Below are 23,977 nucleotides of genomic sequence, written 5' to 3'. Positions count from 1 at the left end.
ATGACATCAAGATATGACTCTCAAACACGAAGACTGCATGCACAGTGTCATGACGGTGCCATCGCTTTAAACTAAAGACCCCATTCTTACCTGTGATCATTTACAGCGAAACCAAAGATAAATTCATCGAAGACCTCGAGAACGGCACCCTTGACGAAAAAGTCTGCGACCTGATGAGGAACAGGTTCGGAAGGGAGACCCCCAAATCCGAATTGAACTCGTGGAAGAATTCTCTGTCTACGGTCGGCATGTGCATCCTCATGTCTGAAATACCGGACGATTCCGGCATCGCCATAGAATACAACATCCCGTACACCTCCAAACGTGTGGATCTTATCGTTACGGGGTTGGATGGGGATGACATAAGCAACGCTGTGATCATAGAGCTCAAACAATGGGAATCGGCCGAATGCGTGGCTGACAAAGACGGGATAGTCCGCACGTTCATCGGGGGCGACATAAGGGAGACTGCCCACCCATCCTATCAGGCATGGTCATACGCGATGGCCATCGCCGATTTCAATGCGGATGTGCAGGACATGGGAATAATGCTTCACCCCTGCGCCTATCTCCACAACTATCCCCTGTCAGAAAACGACCCCATAATCGACAGAACGTACGAGAGGTACCTCAGAGAGGCGCCTTTGTTCGCAAAATATGACAAGAAGAAACTGGAAGATTTCCTGAGGAAGTATATCAAGAAAGGCGACGGCAAGGAAACTATCTTCCACATCGATTCGGGAAGGCTGAGGCCGTCCAAATCCCTTCAGGACGTGCTGGCTTCCATGATGAGAGGCAATATCGAATTCACCCTTCTGGACACTCAGAAAGTAGTTTTCGAGGAGGTTCTGCGCTCTGCGAAGCAGATTGCCAAATCGGATTCCAAGCGCACGATTATAGTCAAAGGAGGCCCCGGGACCGGAAAATCTGTTCTGGCGATCAATCTCCTCTCAGAGCTGATCGGCCTCGGCATGTCCGCCTCGTACGTATCCAAGAACGCGGCGCCGCGCAACGTCTACAACCAGAAACTCAAAGGCACTATGAAGAAGAGCCGCGTTGACATTCTTTTCTCCGGCTCGGGCGCGTTCACATCCCCCTTGAGCGAGAACAGATTCGATGTCCTCCTTGCCGACGAAGCGCATCGTCTCAACGAGAAAAGCGGGATCTACTCGAATATGGGAGAGAACCAGATCATGGAGATAATCCGCGCATCCAGGCTGTCGGTTTTCTTCATAGACGAGGATCAGATCGTTACCACGAAGGACATAGGCACCGTGGAAGAGATAAGAAAGCATGCCAGATCACTTGGCTCGCAGGTATACGAGACAGAACTCGACTCGCAGTTCAGATGCTCCGGATCCGACGGATACATCTCTTGGCTGGACGATGTGCTGGGAATACGCGAGACGGCCAATCCCCTGTGGGACGAATCCTATGCATATGACTTCCGCCTGTTCAGCGACCCCAATTCTCTGAGGGATGCGATAGCCGAGAAAAATCTGAAGGACAACAAGTCAAGGCTGGTCGCGGGATACTGCTGGAACTGGATAACGGCAGGCAAGGATGACCCTTCCGTTCACGATATCATACTGGGAGAATACGGCTTCGAGATGAGCTGGAACTTGGGGTCCAGCCAGACGTGGGCGATAGATCCGGATTCGGTCAACGAAATCGGATGCATACACACATGCCAGGGGCTGGAATTCGATTACGTCGGAGTGATAATCGGCCCCGATCTCAGATTCGAAGACGGACACGTCGTCACAGACGTATCGAAAAGGGCGAGAACCGATCAGTCCGTGAAAGGAATCAAAAAACTCCCTCCAGAAGAAGGGGAAAAACTGTCTTCGAAAATCATCAGGAACACATACAAAGTCCTCATGTCGAGAGGGATGAAAGGCTGCTACGTGTTCTGCTGCGACAAGAATCTTAGCGACCATATCGCCTCCCGGATGAGGCAGCGTAATTGATTTCATACCCATTCTGAGCCAGCCAAGATAAGCCGAGACGGGATCGGCAGGATCTCCCCCGCCGAACCCGTCCGTTTCAATTGATGCCGTCCTTACGGAGGAACTTGGGGCCCTTCCAGGACCAATCTCCCATCAGATGCATGAGCGCAGGCACGATGAAAGGCACGACCACCAATGAATCCACGAGAATGGCCACGCCAAGGGCGAACCCTATCTCCTGGAGCATCGCGGACCCGGAGACCAGCATCGTGAGGAACGTCCCGCCCATGATCAGCCCGCAGAGAGCGATGATTGGGCCGGATCTGATCACGGCGTTCTTGATGGCCTCATCGTTGGACATCCCTCTGATTTTGCCTTCCCTGATGCGGGTTGTGAGCAGGATATCATAATCCATCCCCAGTCCGAGGCATATGACGAACAGTATGATGGGGACCATCCACACTATGTCGATACCCAGAATTCTGGAGAACACGATCTGCAGAAGCCCGAGGGTCCACACCACGCTCATTATGATCGTGGCCAGCGAACGGACCGGCGTCAGATACGATCCGAGCACCAAAAACAGCAGGACGAATATCAGGACGACGACGGCTATCTCGATGAGAGTGAACTCGTGGCCCACGACTTCGGAGATATCGTAAAGAATGGCACCGGTGCCGGTCACCCAAGATCCTTTCGCCCATCCTGACCCGTCGCCTACGACCGAGGACATCACGTCCCTCATCCCGCCTATCGAATCCATCGACGCCCTGGACATGGGCTCATCTTTGACCAGGACCATCATGCGGATGTACTTCCCGTCGTCGGACACGAGCCCGGCGCCTATGTTGAGGGAGTAGTCGATCATAGAGGCTATTGTGCTCCCCAAAGCGGGGACGTTGGCGGAGACCGCCTCGGGAGGAAGGCCCCAGCCATAGCTATCGAACATCTGGGTCAGCGAAGACGATATGGGCTCCGGGACTGCGGAGACCGCCGCCCTGTTGACCATCTCGACGGTTATCATGGACTCGGGGACGCCTTTGACCAGTATCGCTTTGTAGGCGGCGCCGTAGATGGCTCCCCAAAGGGTGTCGTCAGGTTTTATGTCCCATCCGTAGGTCCCGAACAGCCTCTCTTCGAGCTGCATCGAGACGAGATCGGGCATCTGGTCCGTTATGGCCCTGTTGACCATCTCCGCGGTTATCATGGACTCGGGGATGCCTTTCCCCTGTATCGCCTTGTAAGCGGATTGGTACATCGCCGCCCAGGACATGGGGGACATGGCCGTACTGATGTTGCCGTCGGACGAAACAATTTTTGCGGCGGAAGCTGCGGACCCGGCGAGAACCTCCCTGCCGTATTCGGTCCAGACCAAAGTCCCTAAGCCTTCCATCGGCAGCGGCGATATCTCGGCTGCTTCGGAACCGACGTCCACCACCACGTACGAGGGCATGATCATTCCTCCGTCAGCGTTCTCGGTTATGACCTGGATGCCCTCTTTGCCCTCGCTGTCGGGCATGACGCTGATCATGTCGAAGGAATCCTCGGATGTCACTGCGACATACGCCAATGGCACCGTGAGCAGGATTACCGCGATTACTATGGCTTTGGAATGCTTCAGTGCTATGTCGGCCGCGCGCGTGTAATATGACTTGCTGAAGTTTACCGCCTTAGCATAGGAGCCTTTGCGGGTTCCGGCCTTGTAATAATCGATGGATCTGGGCCAAAACACCTTGTCGCCTATCAAAGACAGCACAGCGGGAATCAGCGTGAGAGCCGCGGCCATAGCCATCACTATGCCCAGAGCGAGGATTATCGCCATGGAAGACAGAAGCGAGAACGTGCAGAATGACATGACAGCGAATCCGATTATCACGGCGAGACCGGATGTGAAAACAGATTCCCCTGCCCATCTGACCGCATCGGTTATCGAATCCTCTTTGGAGGCCCCCTTCTTGCGCTCCTCTCTGTATCTGGACACTATGAACACAGAATAATCGCATCCGGCTCCGAGCATGGAGACCAGGACTATGACCTTGGTCACATAGAAAATGTCCAGGATCATACCCAAACCATAGATGAGCGCCAGGACGATACCGTAAGCGGCCCCCACGACCGCAGGGGGAATGATGGCGGTGCAGATGGTCCAGAAGAAGAGTGCGAGAAGGGCGAAGATCAGAATCACCGAAAGGGGATCTATGATCTGGACGTCCCTGCTGGCCTCCTGCATGGTATCATACGAAATGGCCGCCGCGCCGGTGACGTAAGTCTTCAAGCCGGAAAGTCCGGCATCCGCTTTTGCGTCGGACACTATGCCCCTCAGAGTCCCTACCTCATCGGTAACGGCTTTGCCTTCGGGGAACTCGAACGCGACAAGACAGATCCCGCTGGCGGAACCGTCTTTGGAGTAGGAGCCCATGGCCATCGTCGTGACCTCGGAACCGTACCTCTCCTGCACCCTCTTGTCCAATGCGCCGGACGCTATGAGTTTATCCTGTATCTCGGCGAGCTGATACGCATCCGAATACGGGACCACCAAAATCGCTTTGGCGGAGATCCCGTTTGAGAAATGCTCATCCATCAGCCCGTTCCCTTCGGTGGATTCGCTGTCGAACCCGCCCATGGACGTCATGTCGTAGTTCAGAACGCTCTCAGACTGCAGCGCGAACGGCACCGCAATGATCAGAGCGACGATCCACACGGCGACGATCGCCTTGGGATGCTTCTGAACAGATTTAGAATAACTGTCGAACGTGTAATCACCTTTTTTGACTATGTTCAAAAATGCATATTATTTAATGTTTTTGAACGTGTCCAAATAATTATGCCCGAATCGCAAAAAGGTAACTCCAACAGCCTTAACTATGGACTAAGCTTGGAGTCTGATGGCTACCAAGATGAACCATGACAGGAAAAGATCGGGCAAAGGCGAAGAAACCCGCCGCCGCATAATCGACGCGTCCGTGGTTCTTTTCCTGGATAAGGGCTACGAAAAGACGACCATCCGCGAGATAGCTTGGAAGGCCGGGGTCCTTCCCGGAAGCGTTTACAATCTATTCAAAAACAAAGACGAGGTCTTCGCGGAGGTCGTATCAGAAGCTCTCTGGGATTCCATCCGCGAATCCAAGGAATGCCTCCCGAAAAACTCGAGCCTGACCTCGATACTGAGTTTCCCCATATTCCTGCAGATCTATGCGGCGTCCAAATCCCAGCATATCGCAAGCCTCATCGGAACGATATACAGGAAATGGGACATCAAATAGAGATCTCTGAAACCTCTGATAGACTGGATCAGAGACACGGAAGAGGGAAACGGGATAACCGGGATGCCAGACTTCAATATCAAGGTGCACGCATCGCTGGGCGCTCTCTCTTCCGCTATCGAATGCTTCGAAAACAACCCGGATGGCACCGAACTCCGCTCTGCGATGATGGTCGTGGGAGAGGTATTCCACAATCTTTTCGGGACTGACGGCAACCTGGAATCCCGGGTTGACCAGATGATTTCTCTGTTCGAGAACAACAAGATTGTGATATGTGGGGTCGCCATCTGAAAGACGGACAACAGCCGTGAAGGGACCTTTGCTTCTCCACAGATCAGGGTTTCGCTCCGGATTCCCGGGATCTCAGAAATGCAACTGCCCAATCTAAAACTCGACTTGGATGCCTGACGCAATCGTTTGCCGCATGCAAAACAATCGAAAGGCTGCTGAGTGATGGAAGTGCTCTGACTTAGCCATCAGCCGGCCCGCCATCCGAACTCATTTTTTCGGATGCACAAAAGGCTCGCAGCCCCTGGTGAATCTGCACCCTTTGGAACGGTAGTTGCTGCATCCATAGAATCTGTGTCCGTTCTGATTTGTTTTCAGAATCATCGCCCCTCCGCACAGCGGACAGGTCATCCCCTCTTTCTTCCCATAGACGTTGCCCATCGGAAACATCTCTTTGAAGAAATCTGATTGGTGACCGTTCTGGGAAACAATATACACAGCCTCTTTTGCTCTGGTCATGGCTACATAGAACAGCCTGCGTTCCTCGTCGATCTGGCTGTTCTCCCCGACCAGAAGCATCGGGATGACGGCCGGCTCTTCCCTTATGCTGGGGAATCCGTATCTTCCGGACCTATTGTTGACAGAAAAAACGACATCAGCCTGAAGCCCCTTGGACGAATGGATAGTCATGAACTTCATGTCCAGATCCGGGCGCGGATCATAGCTTATGGTCTTAGAACTGTCCGAGATGTTTTGTTTCCATCCGAATCCGCCGCCGCTCAGCAGCCTCACGTCATGGTTGTATCTCCCCAGGAAAAGAACGCTTTTCCCGTTTTCCAAAAGCACCAGCCTCCTTCCTATCTCCTCGCGGATCTGGATGTCGTCGTCCTTGGATATGAAGTAGACTTTGCCGTCCTTGCCACCCATACCGACAAGATTTTTTCTGATCTGACGGCTGTTCCTGCAAACGAATTCGCTGCTCTTCCTCAGGATATCACCTGAAAAGCGATAGGTCCTCTCGATTTTGCATATAGCAGAGGGACCCCAATATCTCTCGAAATCCAGGATGTACGAGACATCGCATCCGTTGAAACGGTATATGCTCTGCCAGTCATCGCCGACGCAGAACAGGCGGTAATCCTTAGACCTGCGGAGAGCGCTGAGCAGATTGTATCTGGACCTCGAAAGATCCTGATACTCGTCCACGATGACATACTTGTATGGATGGAGGAACTTCCCCTCGCGGACGCGGCTCGCGGCCATATTCAGCATGTCCTCGAAATCGATCTCGCCGTTTTTTTCCAGGGCAGATTGGTACGCTTCGTAGATCGGCTTGAGGACTGCTTCCATCCTTTTCAGCGACCTCCTATCGCTTAAGCGATCGGGCTTGGGATATACCTCGTCCCAAGGTTTTCCGAATCCCTTTATGAGGAGGATGGCGGTCGCAAAAGACATCGCCAGAGATCTGAGCGTCTTCCCGTCCGATCTAACGGCCCTGTCGAATATCGATTCCGGAGGTTCCGGCGCAAAAACTATCCCCGAAGATCTGAGCTCGGACTCGAGTTTGTCAAAGATCGTCCCCTCAGAACGCTCGTATGCGTACAGCTCTATCAGATGTGTACCGTTCTTGCGATGGGTCTGCCTCTTCCATTCTATTCCGCTCTTGTACTCATCAGCCGCATTAGGATCGCGGTCTATCATAAATTTGGCGACGTTGCCGTTGCGGTCGGTCCCGAAGTACTCGATGTAGATGTCAGTACCGTCGATATGGAAATCCGGGTGATACTGACCATATCTGGAATCGGCGGTATCGACGCGATATGATCCCTCGTAGGTGTACGGGACCCCGTTCATAGCCAGATAATTGGCGATATCGGCCTCCCCGAAGCTTTTGACCCTCTCCCCTTTCAATGTGATCAGCGGATTCTCCTTCAAGTACTCGATTAGTTCCGAACTGTCTTCGAACCTGCCCTCGTCCTTGACTGATTCGAATTCGTATGCTATGTATTCATTCAGATTGCGCATGAATCTGGCATCGCCTTTTCTGCGTCTGATTTCCTCTGCGATGAACTCATCGACCTTGATTTTGGAGACCTTTGGAACGGTGCCTTCGGAGGATGCGATTATCTTCAGCCCCAGACGATGGAATGTGTAGACGTCCACGCGCTGGCCGGCCTCCGCGATGATGCGTTTCCTGAGATCGTCCACCGAGGCATTGGTGAATGAAAGGGCTAGAATCTCCTCCGGAAGAGCCTTGCCAGATCTGAGAAGATGCTTCACCAAACCTACCGTGGTGGTAGTCTTGCCCGTCCCTGCACCGGCGATGACGAGCCTGGATCTGACATCATATGCGATGGCGGCAAGCTGCTGCTCATCCAGATCATAGCCTTCCAGAGGATTGATGAGCTTGCCGACTTCCACGGATTCGGACCGCAAGAGTTCCTCGTTATGCTTTCTGAGGAGCCCAGGATAATCATCGTAGATCTCACGGAAAGCGTTGAGATTCTTCTTCAGTTCCTTGTTGATCAATCCCAAAGCCGACGTGAGCTTCCCCATCTTGCGGCGGATATCGCTGTCCAATTGCGCATAACCATTGGACAGAGATGAAAAGCCGCCGGGATCGATGAATTCCTTTTCTTCCAAACGTGAAGACATCTCGGCAACGGCGGCGATTGCCCTATCGCTCAATTCGCGATCTCTGTTCTTCATGCTTCTGGCCACCGCTTCAGTGCATTGCTCCTGGACGGGATGCAATGGTGCGATAATATGTTTCGCAGATAGTGATCTATGGTATCCTATCGCTGATGCTGCGGACGGAAACCTTCGGACACCGATTGGCATGACATGATTCTCGTCATCACATTTCCCGGATCGGAAACCTCTGATCGATAATAATCGCATTCTCCATGGAAAATGAAAGCAAGCTGACTCCCAGGCCCCTTAAGCTGTCCGTACCGTCGCCGCATCAGCCTGCCTATAAGACACGTCATGTATATGGGAAGATAGACTATCCCGTTTTCCTCCCTCAGATTCTTTCCGGAGACCACGATCCCACGATCCACATCGGTTTTGTGCCTCTCGATGAAAGCGTCCAAGGAAGCGTGAGAAGAAACTGATGATGATTTCACCTCTATGGGGCAGACCTTCTTGCCGGAAGGGATCAAAAAATCAACCTCATAATTATGCTTTGAATCCTTCTTGGGGAAAGTATGGTAGAACAGCTTATATCCTGCCGCAGTCAGAGCTTGGGCGACCGCGTTCTCATACACATAGCCGAGATTTGCCGGGAGCCTCCCCCTCACCAACGAGGAGTATATCCAATTGTACGAGAAATCCCTGTCGTAAAAGCAGAGGGTGACGAACAGTCCGGTATCTTCCAGATACAATTTGAAGAACTCCAACTCCTGGGTCATCGGCAATCCGATGCGGGGATCGTCGACATGCATGCTGCGCTGCACCGTCTGCGAATCGGCCATCTCCGATATGCGCCCGATCTCCCTTCTCATACTCTTGCCTTTGATTCTGAAGCGCATGCTCTGGCGCGAAAGCTCAGACGGGATAGACATGAAATACAGCCCAAGAGAACCTGTGGGATCGATCTTGCGGAAATCGTCGATATACAGGCCGATTATGTCCCTCTTGACCCTGTCGATCTCCTGATAGCTTCTGCCGCCGACGAATGATCTGACAGCCTGGGGCATCCCCCCGACCGCGACATATTCATTGAAACGGACCATCATTTTGTGATGGATCGAATCGGGCAGAGGCTTTCTCCCATCCAAATCCTGCTCCAACATTCTGTAAGAATGGTTGCCGCAAGCCCACAGAAATTCCTCGAAATCCATCGGATGCAGTTTCAGCCTCTCTTCCTCGCTGGGTATTCTGATATCCTTCACATTTTTTCTGATGGAAATCAAAGAACCGATCTCGATGTAATCGTATCTGCCGTCCCTGATCAACGCCCTTATCGACTCTCTCGCCCTCGGAAATCTCTGGACCTCATCGAAGATTATGGCTGTGTCGCGCTCTCTGAATTCCACCCCGGTAAGAAGCTGAAGCCCTCTCAGGAGACGGTCGACATCGCTGAGATCATCGAACAATGCGTTGATCTGCTTGTTCTCCTCCGAAAAATCGATCAGCACATACGAATGATATTCTTTGCGGGCGAACTCCTCCACCAAAGTGGATTTTCCCACGCGCCTTGCCCCTTCCACAAGGATAGCGGTACTGCCTTTGGACCTCTCTTTCCATTCTTTCAAGGCCGCATAAGCTTTCCTTTCGAATATCGGGCTGTTATCCGAGGAGTCGCCTTCCATATTTCCCTCTATGTCATGGATGGTATTTGTCGATTTTCCCTGAATTTTTAGAATGATAATTGTATGATTTCCCTCATTTTTATCTGGGATGAATGTCGATTTTCCCTCTGATCATATGACATATCAATGGTGGCCAGCACATGCCCGGGCGCGACTGCTGGATGACGCCAAAACTGAGACTAGACGGTCAGGAATCGGCTTTCTCAACCTTATCCTGTATCCCGTCGCCCGGCTTCTCGTACATATATTTCCTTCCGAGCGGGATGAGCATACCCCCTATGGCGTTGCCCAATGCCACGACCAGTATGAACGCCAGCGCATCCAAATTGAAGACCATCCCGGAGCAGAAATAGAACATGTCCGCGATGCTGTGCTCGAATCCCGCGAGAATGAACACAGGGACGCAGAAGAACGTCGGCACCAAACCCTTCCCGTGTTTGTACGTGTCCGCGGCTATGAACATCAGCATGCCGCACATGACGCCCTTGAACAGCGTCGGCAAGAACTCGAACGATTCCAGTTTCCTGAGGGCGAGAGCTTCCGCCCCTTCCATCGGGATCATGAGGCCCACAGCCAAAGTTCCGATGAAATTCCCGACCAGGATCAGCGCCACTTTCGGTATGAAGGAGCGGTCATTCTCCACGATGTACCCGACTTTCCCGGTGTAAAGATCGAAGCCGTACAGCAGGATTGTGGACAGACCGACGGCGAACAGGATCGCCCCGACCCATTTCACCTCGCATCCTACGTAGACGCAACCGCCTATGCTGATGCACACTCCCGCGAGGATCGCCCGGACAAGACACTTGGAGACGCTGCCTTCCATGGTATACTTGGCTCATATGAAAGAATCCGATTAAAAACCTTGTCGGGGACTTTTTATAATTAGGAAACTCTGGAGCGGACGATCCCCATGAAAGGTGATCTGTCCACCCTCAAGAAGATATGCAGATACGCCTCAACGGTAATGCTGGCCGGGAGTCTGATCCTCGCCGCCGCCATAGCCGCGACCGTCGTCCTCTGGATAGGCTCCGCCGCGGGATATGCGCCGTTCTCCGATGCCCTGGCGGCATGGATTGGGGTGGATTCGGTCTCGGGGCAAGGCATCTACGCTCTCCTGGAGATGCTTATAGTCCTCTCTCTGGGGGCCGCCACATCGTTCTGCCTTTACAAGTTCATGCGCTCGATCTACTTGGAGCACAGCCCTTTCACCAAAGGGAACGTAGACTCCATGCGGATGCTGTCCAAAACATACCTGGTCGTCTCGATCCTGATAGCCGCCTGCGATTGGATGTCCCGCAAGAACCTGACGTCGGCGATGATCCTCTTCTTCGGATCGATAATGGTCGGCGTCGTGGTGTACTGCCTCGCGCTGGCCTTCCGCTATGGTGCGGTGCTTCAGAAAGAATCGGATGAGACCCTGCGAGGCGGAAATGGCTATTATACTGAGGCTAGACAGGGTAATGGCGGACAGGAAGATGTCCCTGAACCAGCTCGCGGAGAAGGTCGGGATATCGAACGTGAACCTCTCCAACATCAAAACGGGAAAGATCTCCGCCATAAGGTTCTCCACCCTGAACGGGATATGCAAAGCCTTGGACTGCCAGCCGGGGGACATCCTCGAATATGTGGAGGACGAGGATTGACCTCATGCCTCCGAAGCGATTTCCTTCTCCATCCTCTTCCTTCCGAACAGGACCGAATCCATGAACGCCACCCACAGGACTTCGACGACGATCGAGGTCGCTATGGCAACCATGGCTATCGGAGCCAGGCCGGTGGGTCCCAGGACCGCCATGCAGGTGGCTATCGCTATCCCCTTGTTCTTGTACGAAGTCATGAGGATGTCTGTGACCCTCTGGGACCAGTGGATCCCTATCTTCTTCTCGACGACTTCCACCCCGATTCCGAGGCCGAACGACCTGAGCGCGGCGATGAGCAGGAATGCGGCGAATATCCAAGCGTCGCCGGCGAACTTGGTGGAGCCGACGGACAGCCACACGAGAACGAATATGCAGCAGTTCAGGAAGACCGCCATATAATCCTTGTTCATATTGACCTTCGTCAGGAGCCTGGACAGGATCAGCGGAACTGCGATCAGCTCTATGACCGTGATGAACACGTTCGTCATGTCCACCACCTCTCCCAAAGCTATCCACACTATGAACGGGATCCAAAGGAGCGCGAGAACGTAGACGACGATGGTCCCTCTCATCGCGTGCTCCATATCGCCGTTCAGGATGTACGACAGCGGGCCGACGGATGCGGCGAAAGGCGTGGCCGCGATGAACACAAGACCCATCGCCTGGCTGCCGAACTCGGTATCTTTGAGAAGGAAGTACCCTGCAAGAGGGATCAGAGACGATATCACCAGACCCAGAATAACCGCCCTGAGGACGGATCTGCTGTGGGTCACCGGGTTCAGATTCTTGTATGGGATCCTGGACAGAGATACGGTGAGCATCACTGCGAGTATAATGACAGTCAGATTCGAGCGGACGTCCGCCGTGAGGACGCCCCCGGGGAACGCCCCGCCGAAATTGGTGGCCAGCGCAACGACCAGCGCCAGAGTCATCATGAAGGCGCTGCTCTTCAGCAATGTGATCGCGGACATCGGCGCGAGGATTATTATTATTCATTTTAAATTTATCGATAATCGTTAAAAAATTAATCTTCGTCGGTACGAAACGGTTTTTAGCATGAAACCATACGGTGCCCCATGGCAGGGGTGAAGCCGGTCAAGGCCGGATGGTACAACGTTTTCAGGCCGTGGACGCTTCACGGAGCCGTGGTTCCCGTGCTGATCGGCGGGGCCGTCGCCCTCCATGACGGGAAATTCGATCTGCCGATATTCATCCTGATCGTGATCGGCGGGATCCTTCTGCAATCCGCGGCCAACATACTGAACACATACGGGGATTTCAAGAAAGGGACCGACACCGTCGAGAACGAGACGAGATCTCCGGAGCTGGTCACCGGCAAGCTGAAGCCGAAATCCGTTCTGATGGCCGGGGTCGCCTGCCTAGGTATCGCGTGCCTTCTCGGGCTGGTTTTCATCTGGCATTCCGGATGGGACATACTGGTATACGGGCTCCTCGGGGTGATCGGAGCCGGGACTTACACCCTGGGCATCTCATACAAGTACCTCGGGATGGGGCAGATCAGCGTCTTCTTCCTGATGGGAATCCTGATGCCTCTGGGCACGTACTGCGTGCTGACCGGGGAGCTGTTCTCCACGGAAGTCTTCCTTCTCTCGCTGCCGAACGCGTTCATGATCACCGCGGTCCTCTCCGGGAACGAGATGCGCGACTACGACGAGGACAGGAAAGCCGGGGCGAAGACCCTCTCCCAGCATATGTCTTACGAAAACGGGATGAAGCTTTACCTGTTCGAGAACGCCATAGCCTTCCCGATCCTCCTGGCTCTCATCCTCGCGGGATGCGCACCTTTATGCTGTGCTCTCGCTTTCCTGACGCTGTACGACCTGCATAAGCTGATCGAGAACGGCAGGAACGCCCGCGACGACCCCCACGCCGGGTTCATGCTCGTGCCGCTGGCATTCAAACTCAACTGGCACTTCGGCGTGCTGCTGGTCGCCGGATATCTGATTCAGTACTATGCGCTGCCCCTGGTGATGTGATGGCGGAAGAAGAGCTCAAAAAAGGGAACCAGTTCGAAGGCAAGGAGGAATACGTCAAGGACGTCTTCACCGAGATTGCCGACTACTACGACGAGATGAACGACATAATGTCCATGGGAATGGTCCAGGGCTGGCACAGATTCATGATGAAGAAAGCCGGGGACATATCCGGGAAAAGATGCCTGGACGTCGGGACTGGGACCGGAGAGATAGCGTTCCACGTTGCAAGGAAGGCCGGGCCCGGATCAACAGTCATCGGGGTGGACATCACGCCGAGGATGCTGGAGCTCGCCGAGAAGAAGGAGAAAGACCTCGGCCTCCCCGTGAAGATCGACTGGAGGGTCGGAGACGCCCTTAACCTGGATTTCGAGGACGATTCCTTCGATCTGGTCACATCCGGCTACATGCTCAGGAACGTCACCGACATCCTGAAGGCGGTCTCGGAGATGCACAGGGTTCTAGCCCCCGGCGGAAAGGTCGTAGTCGCCGAGCTCTCCAAACCTAAGAACGGGGTCGTCCGCTATTTCTACAACATCTACATGAAAAGAATCAAGAAATACGGCCGCAAATACGACAAGGGAGAATCGATCGACGGCAGGCAGCCGGCATACGATTGGCTCACGTCCTCGATCGAAGGGTTCCCTTACGGCGAGGACATGGTCAAGATCTTCAGGGAAGCCGGGTTCGAGAACGCGAGATACCACGTCAAATCTTTCGGGGCAGTCAACATCTACGTGGCATCCAAATGAAAGAATACTCCCTGTACATCTTCGACTTCGACAACACGCTGTTCGACACCAGCATCGGCCTGAAGATAATCCTTGACAATGCGATGCAAGAGGTCGGCCTGGAGTATGACCACTCCAGATTCCCGGAGTTCGCTGGCCTATCTATGGAACAGATGTTCGACAAGTTTGTAGTGGACGAATCAAAGCGCGATGCGTTTTATGGGAAGTTCATGGAGATAGTCCGCTCCGACGCGTACATGGCCGCGGAGCCTTTCCCGGAGACGGAACGTGTTCTGAGGGAGCTGAAGGCCCGCGGGAAACACATTGCGATAGCCTCCGGCAAATACAGGTACAAAATCGTGAGGCTGATGGAGAAATACGGCATGGGAGACCTGCCCGAAGCCATAGTCGGCTATGAGGACACAGATCTCCACAAGCCTTGCCCGGACCCCATCCTGCTGGCGATGTCCTATTTCGACGTCCCGAACGGGGATGCGATCTACGTGGGCGACGGCCCCCATGACCCGGTCGCCGCAAGATACGCCGGGATCGACTCGGCGATAGTCAACAGACGCAACGGCCTGTGCCCGGACGGCATCCCCTGCACATGGGAGATAGAATCCCTCGGAGGGCTTCTTCACCGATCCTGCGCGTTCAGCCTCATGAGAAGCTCATAAGCCGGCTCATAACCGGCCTGGGCCGCCTTCGCGAGCCATTCCGCCGCCTCTCTGGTATCCAAGGATGCCTGCCCGGAGAGCCCCATGGCGCCGAGGTTGTACATCGCCGTGGGTTCGCCCTGCATCGCCGCCTTTCTGAAACGCTTCTCAGCTTTCTTCGCGTCTCCGGCCTCCAGATCCATGGTCCCGAGCATGGTGTGCGCGTATGCAAAATCCTTCTCGGCCGCGGACTCGAACCATTCCTTGGCCTTGCTCTGGTCTGGGGAGCCGAAATAATCGCCGGCATACAGCAGCCCCAGATTGTACTCCGCTTTGACATCGCCTTTCATCGCCGCCGTCAGGAAATAATCCTCTGCGGCCCTGTAGTCTCCCCTTTCGAAAAGGATCCCGCCCATGCACAGGCAGGCGTCGGAATCGCCCTGGTCGGCGGACATGCGGAAATATCTCTCGGCTTCGGCGCGGTCCTCAGGGATCCCTTCCCCGGAATCGAGCATGAAAGCCAGATCGTATTGCGCATCGGCTTCGCCCATGTCTGCGGCCTTCCTGTACAGCTCCGCCGCTTTCTTCTTATCCTGCTGGACACCGTCCCCTATGCGATACATGGATGCCAAGACGCATATGGAGTCCATATCGCCGAGGTCCGCGGCTTTCGTATACCACTCCGCAGCCTTCGCCCTGTCCATCGGAAGCCCTCCCTGGCCGGAGGAATACATGGCGCCGAGGCTCTTCATGGCTGAAGCGCTTCCCATATCGGCGGCTTTCCTGTAATAATCCAGCGCGCGAGCTGGGTCGGAAGACGAGAAAAGGAACCCAAGGTTTCCCATGGAGACAGGATCCCCAGCTTCCGCGGCCATGCTGAGATACTTCTCGGCATCCGCTGGGTCGGCCTTGACGCCCTCCCCGACAATCAGCATGTACCCCAAAGAAGCGGCGGCCTTGACTGAGCCCATATCGGCGGCTTTCCTGTAGAGCTCCGCGGCGCGAGACGGATCTTTCTCCGTGCCTTCACCTGCGCGCAGCATGCTGGCAGCCTCCGCCATTGCATCGGCATCCCCCGCTTCTGCCTTCCCGATCGCTTCGCTGAAATCCATGCGCGCATGATGCGAAAGAGACGGATATTGATTGCGATTCGTTTGGGGACAGCCGTTTATCAGATGACATTGACTGCCATGCGGATTCCGGCATTCTCGGAGCGAGACGCAGATAAACCCTCCGAATTCCACGGCAAAATTGTTTTATGATGGGCGCATCCCTCTTCCGATGATGAAGAAGCTGCTCATTTTCGATCTCGACGGGACGCTCTCGGATTCGTCGGAAGGCATACTATACTGCTACAGAAAGACCGCAGAAGCCTTCGGCATAACCGAGATCTCCGAGGAATCTTACAGAAGCGGCCTTGGGGGCCCGTTCGTGGAGAATATGATCAGAATCCTCGGCATCTCCCAGGACAGAATCATGGATGCCGTGAAAATCTACGTTTCCCACTATATCGAGAAGGGCTTCTCCCTATGCGGCGGCTTCCCTGGGACCAAGGAATCTTTGGAGTATCTTAGAACGAAAGGATACGTCATGTGCGTGGCGACCATGATGGTCGAAGAGTTCTCGGTGAAAACCCTGGAGAAACTCGGCATCAGAGATTGCTTCCTATCGGTGAACGGAACCAACCTGAAGACGCCGATAAACAAATGCCAGCTAATCCAGAAATGCCTCGACGATGCCGATGCGAAAGCGGATGATGCCGTGATGATCGGCGATTGCGACGACGACATGGAATCCGCTGGGAAAATGGGAATCGATTTCGTCGCCGCGACGTACGGATACGGGCTGACCAAAGAGTTCTGCGAAGGGAAGGGAATCCCGTACGCGGAATCCCCCGAAGATTTCCGCAGGATATTCTGATCAGCACCTGTTCGTCTTTATCATCGCCCAGCAGAGCGCAAAGAAAACGGCGGTATACGCGACCATCATCGCGATCGAATCCAATGGGATCGCCATATCCAGCATGATGGCCCTCGACAGCTGGCTTACGTGGGTGAGCGGAAGCACGTAAATGGCGGCCGCAGCCCAACCCGGAAGCGCCGAAACGTTGAACAGGGTCCCGCAAAGGAACGTCATCGGCACTATCGCCATGCTCGATATCAGCGAGAGGGTGTTGGTCTTGTTCACCGCCATCCCCGCCAGAAGGCCGAGCAGCGAGAACATGAACGACGCCCATATCACCAGAAGGAAAGCCCACAGCGAAAGCGAGACGTCAGGGGCGATGAGATGGCCGACCAGCATTATTATCGTGCAGCTGATCAGAGCGCGTATCACACCCGACAAGGTCTTCCCGATCACTACCGACGCTATGTGTATCGGACAGAGGAGCATCTCGTCGAAGCTCATATAGAACAGCCTTTGCACCAGGATCTTCATCGATACAGTGCTGAAGGTCGCCGAAAGGGTTGTGAGAGCTATAATCCCGGGCACGATGAAAACGATGTAATCCTGGCCTCCGCCCATGCTTCCGCCTATCCCGTATCCGAAGGCCAGCAGGTACAGTAGCGGCCCCACTATCCCGGTCAATACGGTCTCGGCCAGGTTCCCTTTGATATAGCAGAGATCGCCCCAAGCGACGCGATAGGATTCGTCTATGATATCCCAGAGGATCATCTTAGACTCCCTCCGGATACCGCCAGGAAAACGTCCTCCAGCGTCGTCATCCTGATGTTGATGTAAGAATCTTTGATGCCGTCTGCGAATGCCCTGGCTTCCTCCATCGACGCGAAGTGGTGCGTTTCCACCTTGTTCCCGCATGTCACCTCGACAGTGGTGCCGCCGATCAGACTCTTGAGCTCGTCGACGGTGCCTATTGCGGACATCTTGCCCCTGTCTATTATGGCCACCCTGTCGCACAGCGATTCGGCTTCCTCTATGTAATGCGTGGTCAGGAATATCGTCGTGCCCCTTGAGTTGAGGGTGCGGACCAGCTCCCAAAGAAGATGGCGCGATTGGGTGTCCAAACCGGCCGTAGGCTCATCCAGAAACAGGATGGACGGCTCATGGAGCACAGAACATACGATGGCCGCCTTCCTCTTCCACCCTCCTGAGAGATCGGCAATCATCTTGTCCATATGCTCGCCGAGGCCGAGGACATCGGACAGTTCCTTTATCCTGAGCTCCATTACGTCCTTGGGAATCTTGTGGAGCATGGCATGGTACTTTATGTTCTGCCTGACCGTCAGGTCCTTGTCGAGGCTGATGTGCTGCTGGGCTATCCCGATGCATTTCCTGGCCTCCAGATAATCGGTGGCGGAATCGTGCCCATCTATGGTTATCTTCCCGGACGTCGGCCTCTGGATGGTTGTTATGGCGCGTATCGTGGTCGTCTTCCCGGCCCCGTTCGGACCCAGGAAACCGAAGACCTCGCCGCGCCTTATGCCGAACGTCAGCCCGTCCACCGCTGTGAAGCTCCCAAAACGTATGGTTAGGCCTTCCACCGAGACTATCGCATCATTCTCCGGGGAAGGGGAACAATCGGAGATACCTTCCGGAATGGGGGCTTTCTTCGACGGGTTGGTCGCCATTGCCAGAAGGTATCTTTAGAAGATATTTAACAGACACGTTGTTCAGTATCTTATAGAGTCTCTATCATCTATGCGCTCAAGCGTGATTCTGACCACATCGTTGTATCCAAGACCCAGAAGCTTCGCTTCGTTGGTGATGTGGATCGAAAGGCTGTTGCCGTTCATTTTGATCTGCTTGTCTGCTACCACTGTGCTATTCATTCAATCCCTCCAGGAATAATTCCCAGCAATCATACTACGTATTTCTACTATAATAACAGTATGTTGTAATTATTGTTAATCTTGTAGTTATTGTAATTATTGTATTCTGAGTTATTCATAGCGATGCTGGACTGAATCGCCATCCAATCCAGCTTAACTGTCTTCATCCAAAAACCGCGCAAACGCGCATATATAGATTAGAAGAACATGTTGTCCAACAAAGTGACGCGATACTTGGTCTCCAAAGCCACTGGACATCCTACGGCGTCAAAATAGCGTTCCGAGTGATAAGATGGACTACATAATCGAGATAAAAGGTCTGGTTAAGCGGTTCGGGGATAAAACCGCCGTGAACGGCCTCGACCTGAGCATCCATAAAGGGGAGCTCTTCGGATTTCTGGGGCCGAACGGCGCTGGGAAGACGACTACGCTGAGATGCGTGGCGACGCTCACCGGATTCGATGAAGGCTCCATAAAGGTGGGAGGGCACGACGTGAAAAAAGAGCCTTCGGCCGCCAAAATGTGCATGGGGGTCATCCAGCAGCAGGTCTCCTTGGACAAAGACCTAACCATCCGCGAGAACATGATCTCCCACGCGATGTACCACGACATCAGGAAGAAGGAGCGCGAGGAAAAGATAGCCGAGCTCACCGATTTCTTCGGCTTGGAAGAATATCTGGACAAACCCGTGGACTCGCTCTCCGGAGGATGGAAAAAAAGGGCGGCCATCGTCTGCGCTATGCTCCACAACCCCGAAGTATTGTTCTTGGACGAGCCGACATCGGGTCTGGACATCAACGCGCGCCGCCTTCTTTGGGACATCATCAGGAAACTGCATGCCGAAGGCACCACCATCATACTGACCACCCATTACATCGAAGAGGCCGAATCCCTCTGCGACAGGGTCGGAATCATCGACAAAGGGAAGATCATAGCGTTGGACGAGCCCCGCGTCCTCTGCGATAAAGTCGGATCGACTGCGGTGGAGTATTCGGAAGGCGGCAAGACGGTATACAGATACTTCAAAGACAGAGATGAAGCAAAGGAATTCGCGGCCACCAAAGAAGGGGATGTCTCCATAAGGAAGACCAATCTGGAAGACGTGTTCGTAGAGCTTACCGGCAAGAGCGTGGGGGCGCAGACATGAGCAACCTCCTTGTCGATACGTTCCACGTGGCTTGGGGAGACCTGATGTTCTTCAAGCACAACTTCCTGAACATCCTCGTGATGAGCATCATGAGCCCGCTCCTGTATCTCATAGCTTTCGGATACGGGCTCAGAACCGGCGAGACCGACATAGGGGTCTCATACGTCGCCTTCGTAATTCCCGGTATCGCGGCGCTGTCGTCGCTGTCGTCGTCGTTCTCGGCCAGCGCGACCAGGATGAACGTCCAGAGGCTCTATTACAAAAGCTTCGACGAGATGATGATGTGCCCGCTGAGCCTGTCATCGATCGTCCTTGGCAAATGCGTCCTGGGGCTCCTGAGAGGGATGCTGAGCTGCTTCCTGCTTTACGCGCTGGGCCTGTTCCTTGCGCCGGAGCTCGTCCTCTCGCCGATGATAATAATCTGCATAATACTCTCGTGCGTCGCGTTCTCGCTTCTGGGCGTTGCCGTCGCTTTGATGGCCAAATCCCACCAGACGATGGCAACCCTGAACAGCCTGATCATCCTGCCCATGACGTTCCTTTGCGGCACGTTCTTCTCGGTCAGCTCTCTGAACCCGGTATTCCAGGCGATCCTGTATTGCCTGCCGCTGACCCACGCCAGCGAAATAATAAGAGCCGCTGCGCTCCCGGATTATCTGGATTTCCCCTGGATATCCCTCGTTGTGCTGCTGGCGTTCGCCGTCGCGTTCTTCGCGGTGGATATCTATCTCCTGAAAACCAAGAAAATATGAGGCTGAGGGGGAGACCCCCAGCCATTCCCAATTGTTTCTGATCGGCAGTGGCGGGTCATGACCCTCTGACGCCGTGGACCAATTCATCGAGTATGTATCTGGCCCCCTGGATCCCGTATATGGGACGGGGGATCATGTCGTCCAATCCGCTGCCCGAATGGCCTATCGGTATCCCGATGCATCCGCGCATGGCCATGGTGTTAGCCGTGACGCCCTCGCATAGGACGACATCGCTGCCTTCGACCGGCTCCTTACCGAACGCATCGCCCATGCCATGGGAATCCAGGAAACCTTTCAGGGCGGATATCTCGCCGGCATCCGAGCCGGGATCGACCGCGACCGCAATCGGGATCATCCCGAGATATCCGTACAGCCACTCCGTCAGAGGCCTGACGACGGAAGCCGTCTCCGCTGCGGAAAACGAAAGTGCCCTGATCCTCAGCGGCATGTACCTCATTCCTGACAGCTTATCGTATACCGCCCTCTCGGCCTTGCGGACCTTCTCCAGCGCTGGCGACGGGTCCCTCCCGGACGCTCTGGCAAGCGCCGTTATCCATTCCCTGACGGCCGAGAAACCGACAGGGGCCCCTGCCGGTGAACGGACCGTCGGGATCCCGAGCGACTCGTAATATTCCGTGAGCCCGGCGCACATCTCCGGGCATACCACCATGTTGAACTCTGCATCCGCCGACGCCATAAGATCGGCCACAGAAGCGCCTGCCCCGGGAGTCGAGATGACCTCCAGACCCATTGATTCGGCGTATCCGCACAGCTCATCCCTGGCCGCGGCCCAGTCCTTGTCCAAAAGGGACAGACCCAATATGTTCAGGGTCCCGGGCCTGACCACGCCCCTTTTCGGGGAGAGGTGCCTCATTATCGCCCTCATCATGTGGCCATAGCACTCGGTGACCGGCATGGAGACCAGGGATTCGTCCATGTATATCGCCACGTCTTCCATTCCGTTGTCCCTGATCGCCTTCTCTATATTGTCCCCGATCAGCGCGGCGCCCGGAGAATTGATGACGACTATCAGCGACGGCTTCTTTCCGGCGATTATCGGCAGAGCCTCGTCCAGCTTGTAGAAGGCCCCGTTGATGAAATCGTACTCGTCCAGATACGTCGCCGGCACACGAGGATATCCATAATAATAGGGACCGAACCAATCCTCGTCGGACCCCGGTGCCATCCTGGGATATACAGCGCTGGAATGCACCATATGCCTCACCCTGCAGCCTCCGGGCCCGTGCAGGAATGCGACGGCATCATCTATGCTCTCCACGGCCATGATGGCGCCGTTGAAACCGTCAGGGAGACTCCTCATTTCACGGCCTCCTTCCAGCCCTCCGTAGGAGGGAGCCTCATGACGTTCTCCAGATAGACGGCATAATCCATGGCGCCTATGATCCCGATGCCGACCTTCCTTGTCCTGGCGACCCTGCACCTCCCCATCACTGGATATGGAAGATCTGAGATCAGAAGGTCGGGATCGAATTGCCTGAGGTCTTCGGCCAGCATCTCCCAGGAGTAATCCTCCGTGATCCTGCTGGATAAGCGATCGGACGAGGTAGTATACGTCCGCGGAAGCCCGGACATCATCCCCATGCGGACTATCTCGGCCCCGAGATCGTCCAGAAGCTCCGCGAGCCAGTCGCCTCTCCTGTTCAGTACTATAGCTTTCTTGCCTTCGAAACGGTGCCTGTGATCTGCCAAGAACCTGCCGTACTCCTCTTCTGCGCGTTTGAGCTCCGTTTCTGCGGCCTCTTCCATGCCCAAGGTCTCGCCCATGAGACGAAGCCACTCGGAGTATTGTCTCATGCCTACCGGCAGGGGAAGCGGGAACGGTTTTCTGCCGGTGCGCTCCGATATCGACGCCATCATCCCGGCGGTCATTTTGTCCCCGGATACCAGAAGGTCGATTGAAGCCCTGCAGAAGTCCCTGACGCGTTCGGACGTGGTCTCATCCAGGAACCTGCAGTTGACGCTCAGCCCGAACAGGGATAGGATGCGCCCAAGCTCGCTCCGATACCTGCTGGATTCGATGTTGAAGAACGAATAAGACACGAGATTGACCAGCCCGCGCTCCGGCTTGACAGATGCGTCTATCAGCCCGCAGATGAACTCGGAAGCAATCGCCATGCCCTCGTCGAACGATCCGGCAACGTCCCCGTCGGTTTGGATGCAGCATATTTCCGTGCCCGGATGCTTCGAAGAAACTTTCTCGATCGCCCCGACGCTGTCATCGCCGATTATCCCCGGCATACAGGCGGTGACCACGGCTATCTTATCGCATCCCTCCGAAATCGATTCCTCCAAGGATTCCTCCAGAAGGCGGACACCGCCGAATATGGACACGGAATCGTCCATCATGGTGCAGCGGAGATTGTGCGTAGGCAAGGTATCGTACGCCCCTTTGGAATGGAGCTTCATCGATATGCTCCCGCGGGACATGTCCATCAGATACATGCAGCTCCGCGGGCCGTGGATCAGTACCGTGTAATCAGTAAGCCTGGTGAAGGCGGCTACCGCCCCATATGCGGCGCAGGAGCTCATTATCCTCGTCCCTTTGATGGACGTTCTGCGCCCGCATCCGGAGCAGGCCACTCGCGGCTGGGATTCCCCTGAACCGGGGCGTATCTCCCTTCCGGCGGCCAGATCGGTGAGCTGGAGATCGTCCAGAGGATGGGGGTAGCGAAGCTCGGCCTTGCCATCTGACGCCTGGGAGATAGCGTCGGCGATGGAATCTATCCTCGCGGAGATGTCCGAATCTGGGAACAGCTCGCGGACGGTGGCTCCTTTCGCCTCTGCTTCCCTGAATGAGTAGTCGCGGGGTATGACGGCGATTATCGGGACGCCCGCCGCTTCAGCGAACCTCCCGACCGATTCCAGCTCGTGCTCCACCCCGCGGCAATTCAGTATCATCCCGAGCAGACGGGGCTTTCCGGTATCGAAATTGGAGAGCCCTTTCATGATGTTGTTCGCGGCGTACATGGACATAAACTCCCCGGAAGTCACCAAGACGACCGCATCAGCATATTCCCCCCTCAGAGGAACGGCGAACCCGCCGCACACCACGTCCCCGAGAACATCATAGATTTTTATGTCCACATCCAGGGAATCCGCGCCCAGCTTCTTCAGCGTGTCAAAAGTCGTGAGAATCCCGCGTCCGGCGCATCCTATTCCGGGCTCTGGGCCTCCGGCCTCTGCGCAGATGACCCCTCCGGCGCCGGTCTCTATCACGTCCTCCAGCTTCCTCTTCAGAACCGGGACGGAGCGGGCGTAATCGAGAACGGTGGTCTGCGCCCTTCCTCCCAGCAGCTGGCGCGTCGAATCGTGCTTCGGATCGCAGCCGACCTGCATGACCTTGCGGCCGCGCGAAGCGAGGGAATAGGAGATGTTGGCGGCCATCGTGGATTTCCCGATGCCTCCTTTGCCATAAATCGCGACCTGGAACATGGAACTCACTGGATGCTATATCCTGCATCCCCTTTTTATATGGTGTTATTCTTGGAT

At 54.8% G+C, this 23,977-nt stretch carries 22 protein-coding genes; 10 read left to right on the top strand and 12 right to left on the bottom strand.

The features are described 5' to 3' along the window. The first annotated feature begins 92 nt into the window (after positions 1 to 92). Positions 93 to 1,970 carry a DUF2075 domain-containing protein gene (locus tag IKP20_02740; protein MBR4503875.1) on the top strand — a complete coding sequence of 626 codons (1,878 nt, stop codon included), beginning with the start codon at positions 93 to 95 and terminating at the stop codon, positions 1,968 to 1,970. 76 nt (positions 1,971 to 2,046) lie between these two features. Here the strand turns inward: IKP20_02740 and IKP20_02735 are convergent, their stop codons facing one another. After that, positions 2,047 to 4,731 (bottom strand): MMPL family transporter, encoded by a 2,685-nt coding sequence (locus IKP20_02735; protein ID MBR4503874.1) that lies wholly within the window; start codon positions 4,729 to 4,731, stop codon positions 2,047 to 2,049. Positions 4,732 to 4,834: 103 nt separating this feature from the next. Between IKP20_02735 and IKP20_02730 the strand changes: the two genes are divergently transcribed. Further along, positions 4,835 to 5,212 carry a TetR/AcrR family transcriptional regulator gene (locus IKP20_02730; GenBank protein ID MBR4503873.1) on the top strand — a complete coding sequence of 126 codons (378 nt, stop codon included), beginning with the start codon at positions 4,835 to 4,837 and terminating at the stop codon, positions 5,210 to 5,212. A 63-nt stretch (positions 5,213 to 5,275) separates the two neighbouring features. Continuing rightward, positions 5,276 to 5,503, top strand: a complete 228-nt coding sequence (locus tag IKP20_02725; GenBank protein ID MBR4503872.1) for a hypothetical protein — start codon at positions 5,276 to 5,278, stop codon at positions 5,501 to 5,503. Positions 5,504 to 5,710: 207 nt separating this feature from the next. Here the strand turns inward: IKP20_02725 and IKP20_02720 are convergent, their stop codons facing one another. The 4 genes from IKP20_02720 to IKP20_02705 all read right to left on the bottom strand — a co-directional run bounded on the left by IKP20_02720 (position 5,711) and on the right by IKP20_02705 (position 10,863). Further along, positions 5,711 to 8,149, bottom strand: coding sequence for a UvrD-helicase domain-containing protein (locus tag IKP20_02720; GenBank protein MBR4503871.1), 2,439 nt, complete (start codon positions 8,147 to 8,149; stop codon positions 5,711 to 5,713). Between the two features lie 86 nt (positions 8,150 to 8,235). Then, a complete protein-coding gene (locus IKP20_02715) occupies positions 8,236 to 9,699 on the bottom strand; it encodes an ATP-binding protein (protein ID MBR4503870.1) in 1,464 nt (487 codons plus the stop codon). A gap of 244 nt (positions 9,700 to 9,943) precedes the next feature. Further along, positions 9,944 to 10,582 (bottom strand): formate/nitrite transporter family protein, encoded by a 639-nt coding sequence (locus tag IKP20_02710; protein MBR4503869.1) that lies wholly within the window; start codon positions 10,580 to 10,582, stop codon positions 9,944 to 9,946. 59 nt (positions 10,583 to 10,641) lie between these two features. Beyond that, on the bottom strand, positions 10,642 to 10,863 hold the full coding sequence (locus tag IKP20_02705; protein ID MBR4503868.1) for a hypothetical protein: 222 nt from the start codon (positions 10,861 to 10,863) through the stop codon (positions 10,642 to 10,644). Positions 10,864 to 11,189: 326 nt separating this feature from the next. On the opposite strand from IKP20_02705, the gene IKP20_02700 reads away from it, so the two are divergent. Then, the gene (locus IKP20_02700) at positions 11,190 to 11,402 is read left to right on the top strand and encodes a helix-turn-helix transcriptional regulator (GenBank protein ID MBR4503867.1); all 213 of its coding nucleotides are present in this window, start codon (positions 11,190 to 11,192) and stop codon (positions 11,400 to 11,402) included. Between the two features lie 2 nt (positions 11,403 to 11,404). Here the strand turns inward: IKP20_02700 and IKP20_02695 are convergent, their stop codons facing one another. Beyond that, complete coding sequence (locus IKP20_02695; protein ID MBR4503866.1) at positions 11,405 to 12,370, bottom strand: Na+-dependent transporter; 966 nt, start codon at positions 12,368 to 12,370, stop codon at positions 11,405 to 11,407. Between the two features lie 105 nt (positions 12,371 to 12,475). On the opposite strand from IKP20_02695, the gene IKP20_02690 reads away from it, so the two are divergent. Genes IKP20_02690 through IKP20_02680 form a run of 3 tightly spaced genes read left to right on the top strand, consistent with a single transcriptional unit; the run spans position 12,476 to position 14,801 of the window. Next, positions 12,476 to 13,396: a prenyltransferase gene (locus tag IKP20_02690; GenBank protein MBR4503865.1), complete on the top strand. Its 921-nt coding sequence runs from the start codon at positions 12,476 to 12,478 to the stop codon at positions 13,394 to 13,396. Continuing rightward, on the top strand, positions 13,396 to 14,145 hold the full coding sequence (locus IKP20_02685) for a ubiquinone/menaquinone biosynthesis methyltransferase (GenBank protein ID MBR4503864.1): 750 nt from the start codon (positions 13,396 to 13,398) through the stop codon (positions 14,143 to 14,145). Before IKP20_02690 ends, IKP20_02685 begins: the two co-directional genes overlap by 1 nt. Next, positions 14,142 to 14,801 carry an HAD hydrolase-like protein gene (locus IKP20_02680; protein MBR4503863.1) on the top strand — a complete coding sequence of 220 codons (660 nt, stop codon included), beginning with the start codon at positions 14,142 to 14,144 and terminating at the stop codon, positions 14,799 to 14,801. The genes IKP20_02685 and IKP20_02680 overlap by 4 nt, the downstream gene beginning before the upstream one ends. On the opposite strand, the gene IKP20_02675 is transcribed toward IKP20_02680, so the two are convergent. Further along, entirely contained in the window at positions 14,762 to 15,892 is a 1,131-nt protein-coding gene (locus IKP20_02675; GenBank protein MBR4503862.1) for an SEL1-like repeat protein, read from the bottom strand. The two genes, IKP20_02680 and IKP20_02675, sit on opposite strands and share 40 nt — an antisense overlap. A 169-nt stretch (positions 15,893 to 16,061) precedes the next feature. Between IKP20_02675 and IKP20_02670 the strand changes: the two genes are divergently transcribed. Next, the gene (locus tag IKP20_02670) at positions 16,062 to 16,700 is read left to right on the top strand and encodes an HAD hydrolase-like protein (GenBank protein MBR4503861.1); all 639 of its coding nucleotides are present in this window, start codon (positions 16,062 to 16,064) and stop codon (positions 16,698 to 16,700) included. Here IKP20_02670 and IKP20_02665 read toward each other — a convergent pair whose 3' ends face one another. Genes IKP20_02665 through IKP20_02655 form a run of 3 tightly spaced genes read right to left on the bottom strand, consistent with a single transcriptional unit; the run spans position 16,701 to position 18,568 of the window. Then, entirely contained in the window at positions 16,701 to 17,453 is a 753-nt protein-coding gene (locus IKP20_02665; GenBank protein ID MBR4503860.1) for an ABC transporter permease, read from the bottom strand. It abuts the gene before it with no gap. Next, positions 17,450 to 18,367, bottom strand: coding sequence for an ABC transporter ATP-binding protein (locus tag IKP20_02660; GenBank protein ID MBR4503859.1), 918 nt, complete (start codon positions 18,365 to 18,367; stop codon positions 17,450 to 17,452). Before IKP20_02660 ends, IKP20_02665 begins: the two co-directional genes overlap by 4 nt. Before the next feature lie 42 nt (positions 18,368 to 18,409). Continuing rightward, entirely contained in the window at positions 18,410 to 18,568 is a 159-nt protein-coding gene (locus IKP20_02655; GenBank protein ID MBR4503858.1) for a hypothetical protein, read from the bottom strand. Between the two features lie 292 nt (positions 18,569 to 18,860). Between IKP20_02655 and IKP20_02650 the strand changes: the two genes are divergently transcribed. Both IKP20_02650 and IKP20_02645 read left to right on the top strand, forming a co-directional pair. After that, positions 18,861 to 19,715, top strand: a complete 855-nt coding sequence (locus IKP20_02650) for an ABC transporter ATP-binding protein (protein MBR4503857.1) — start codon at positions 18,861 to 18,863, stop codon at positions 19,713 to 19,715. After that, positions 19,712 to 20,467 (top strand): ABC transporter permease, encoded by a 756-nt coding sequence (locus IKP20_02645; protein MBR4503856.1) that lies wholly within the window; start codon positions 19,712 to 19,714, stop codon positions 20,465 to 20,467. The genes IKP20_02650 and IKP20_02645 overlap by 4 nt, the downstream gene beginning before the upstream one ends. Positions 20,468 to 20,522: 55 nt before the next feature. Here IKP20_02645 and IKP20_02640 read toward each other — a convergent pair whose 3' ends face one another. Then, positions 20,523 to 21,788, bottom strand: coding sequence for a hypothetical protein (locus IKP20_02640; protein ID MBR4503855.1), 1,266 nt, complete (start codon positions 21,786 to 21,788; stop codon positions 20,523 to 20,525). Beyond that, positions 21,785 to 23,929 (bottom strand): AAA family ATPase, encoded by a 2,145-nt coding sequence (locus tag IKP20_02635; protein ID MBR4503854.1) that lies wholly within the window; start codon positions 23,927 to 23,929, stop codon positions 21,785 to 21,787. The genes IKP20_02640 and IKP20_02635 overlap by 4 nt, the downstream gene beginning before the upstream one ends. Positions 23,930 to 23,977 lie beyond the last annotated feature (48 nt).

This window comes from Candidatus Methanomethylophilaceae archaeon (assembly GCA_017524805.1).
Lineage (GTDB): Archaea > Thermoplasmatota > Thermoplasmata > Methanomassiliicoccales > Methanomethylophilaceae > Methanoprimaticola.
The sequence above is the reverse complement of the archived record's forward strand: the minus strand, read 5'-3'. Positions and strand labels throughout refer to the sequence as shown.

Excerpts from the sequence above, each read along its gene's own strand:
- IKP20_02650 (MBR4503857.1), top strand. The coding sequence starts at position 18,861 with ATGGACTACATAATCGAGATAAAAGGTCTGGTTAAGCGGTTCGGGGAT.
- IKP20_02705 (MBR4503868.1), bottom strand. The coding sequence starts at position 10,863 with ATGCCTTGCCCCGAGACCGAATCCACCCCAATCCATGCCGCCAGGGCA.
- IKP20_02680 (MBR4503863.1), top strand. The coding sequence starts at position 14,142 with ATGAAAGAATACTCCCTGTACATCTTCGACTTCGACAACACGCTGTTC.
- IKP20_02670 (MBR4503861.1), top strand. The coding sequence starts at position 16,062 with ATGATGAAGAAGCTGCTCATTTTCGATCTCGACGGGACGCTCTCGGAT.
- IKP20_02645 (MBR4503856.1), top strand. The coding sequence starts at position 19,712 with ATGAGCAACCTCCTTGTCGATACGTTCCACGTGGCTTGGGGAGACCTG.
- IKP20_02700 (MBR4503867.1), top strand. The coding sequence starts at position 11,190 with ATGGCTATTATACTGAGGCTAGACAGGGTAATGGCGGACAGGAAGATG.
- IKP20_02655 (MBR4503858.1), bottom strand. The coding sequence starts at position 18,568 with ATGAATAGCACAGTGGTAGCAGACAAGCAGATCAAAATGAACGGCAAC.
- IKP20_02710 (MBR4503869.1), bottom strand. The coding sequence starts at position 10,582 with ATGGAAGGCAGCGTCTCCAAGTGTCTTGTCCGGGCGATCCTCGCGGGA.
- IKP20_02725 (MBR4503872.1), top strand. The coding sequence starts at position 5,276 with ATGCCAGACTTCAATATCAAGGTGCACGCATCGCTGGGCGCTCTCTCT.
- IKP20_02695 (MBR4503866.1), bottom strand. The coding sequence starts at position 12,370 with ATGTCCGCGATCACATTGCTGAAGAGCAGCGCCTTCATGATGACTCTG.
- IKP20_02690 (MBR4503865.1), top strand. The coding sequence starts at position 12,476 with ATGGCAGGGGTGAAGCCGGTCAAGGCCGGATGGTACAACGTTTTCAGG.
- IKP20_02640 (MBR4503855.1), bottom strand. The coding sequence starts at position 21,788 with ATGAGGAGTCTCCCTGACGGTTTCAACGGCGCCATCATGGCCGTGGAG.
- IKP20_02720 (MBR4503871.1), bottom strand. The coding sequence starts at position 8,149 with ATGAAGAACAGAGATCGCGAATTGAGCGATAGGGCAATCGCCGCCGTT.
- IKP20_02730 (MBR4503873.1), top strand. The coding sequence starts at position 4,835 with ATGGCTACCAAGATGAACCATGACAGGAAAAGATCGGGCAAAGGCGAA.
- IKP20_02665 (MBR4503860.1), bottom strand. The coding sequence starts at position 17,453 with ATGATCCTCTGGGATATCATAGACGAATCCTATCGCGTCGCTTGGGGC.
- IKP20_02685 (MBR4503864.1), top strand. The coding sequence starts at position 13,396 with ATGGCGGAAGAAGAGCTCAAAAAAGGGAACCAGTTCGAAGGCAAGGAG.
- IKP20_02675 (MBR4503862.1), bottom strand. The coding sequence starts at position 15,892 with ATGGATTTCAGCGAAGCGATCGGGAAGGCAGAAGCGGGGGATGCCGAT.
- IKP20_02660 (MBR4503859.1), bottom strand. The coding sequence starts at position 18,367 with ATGGCGACCAACCCGTCGAAGAAAGCCCCCATTCCGGAAGGTATCTCC.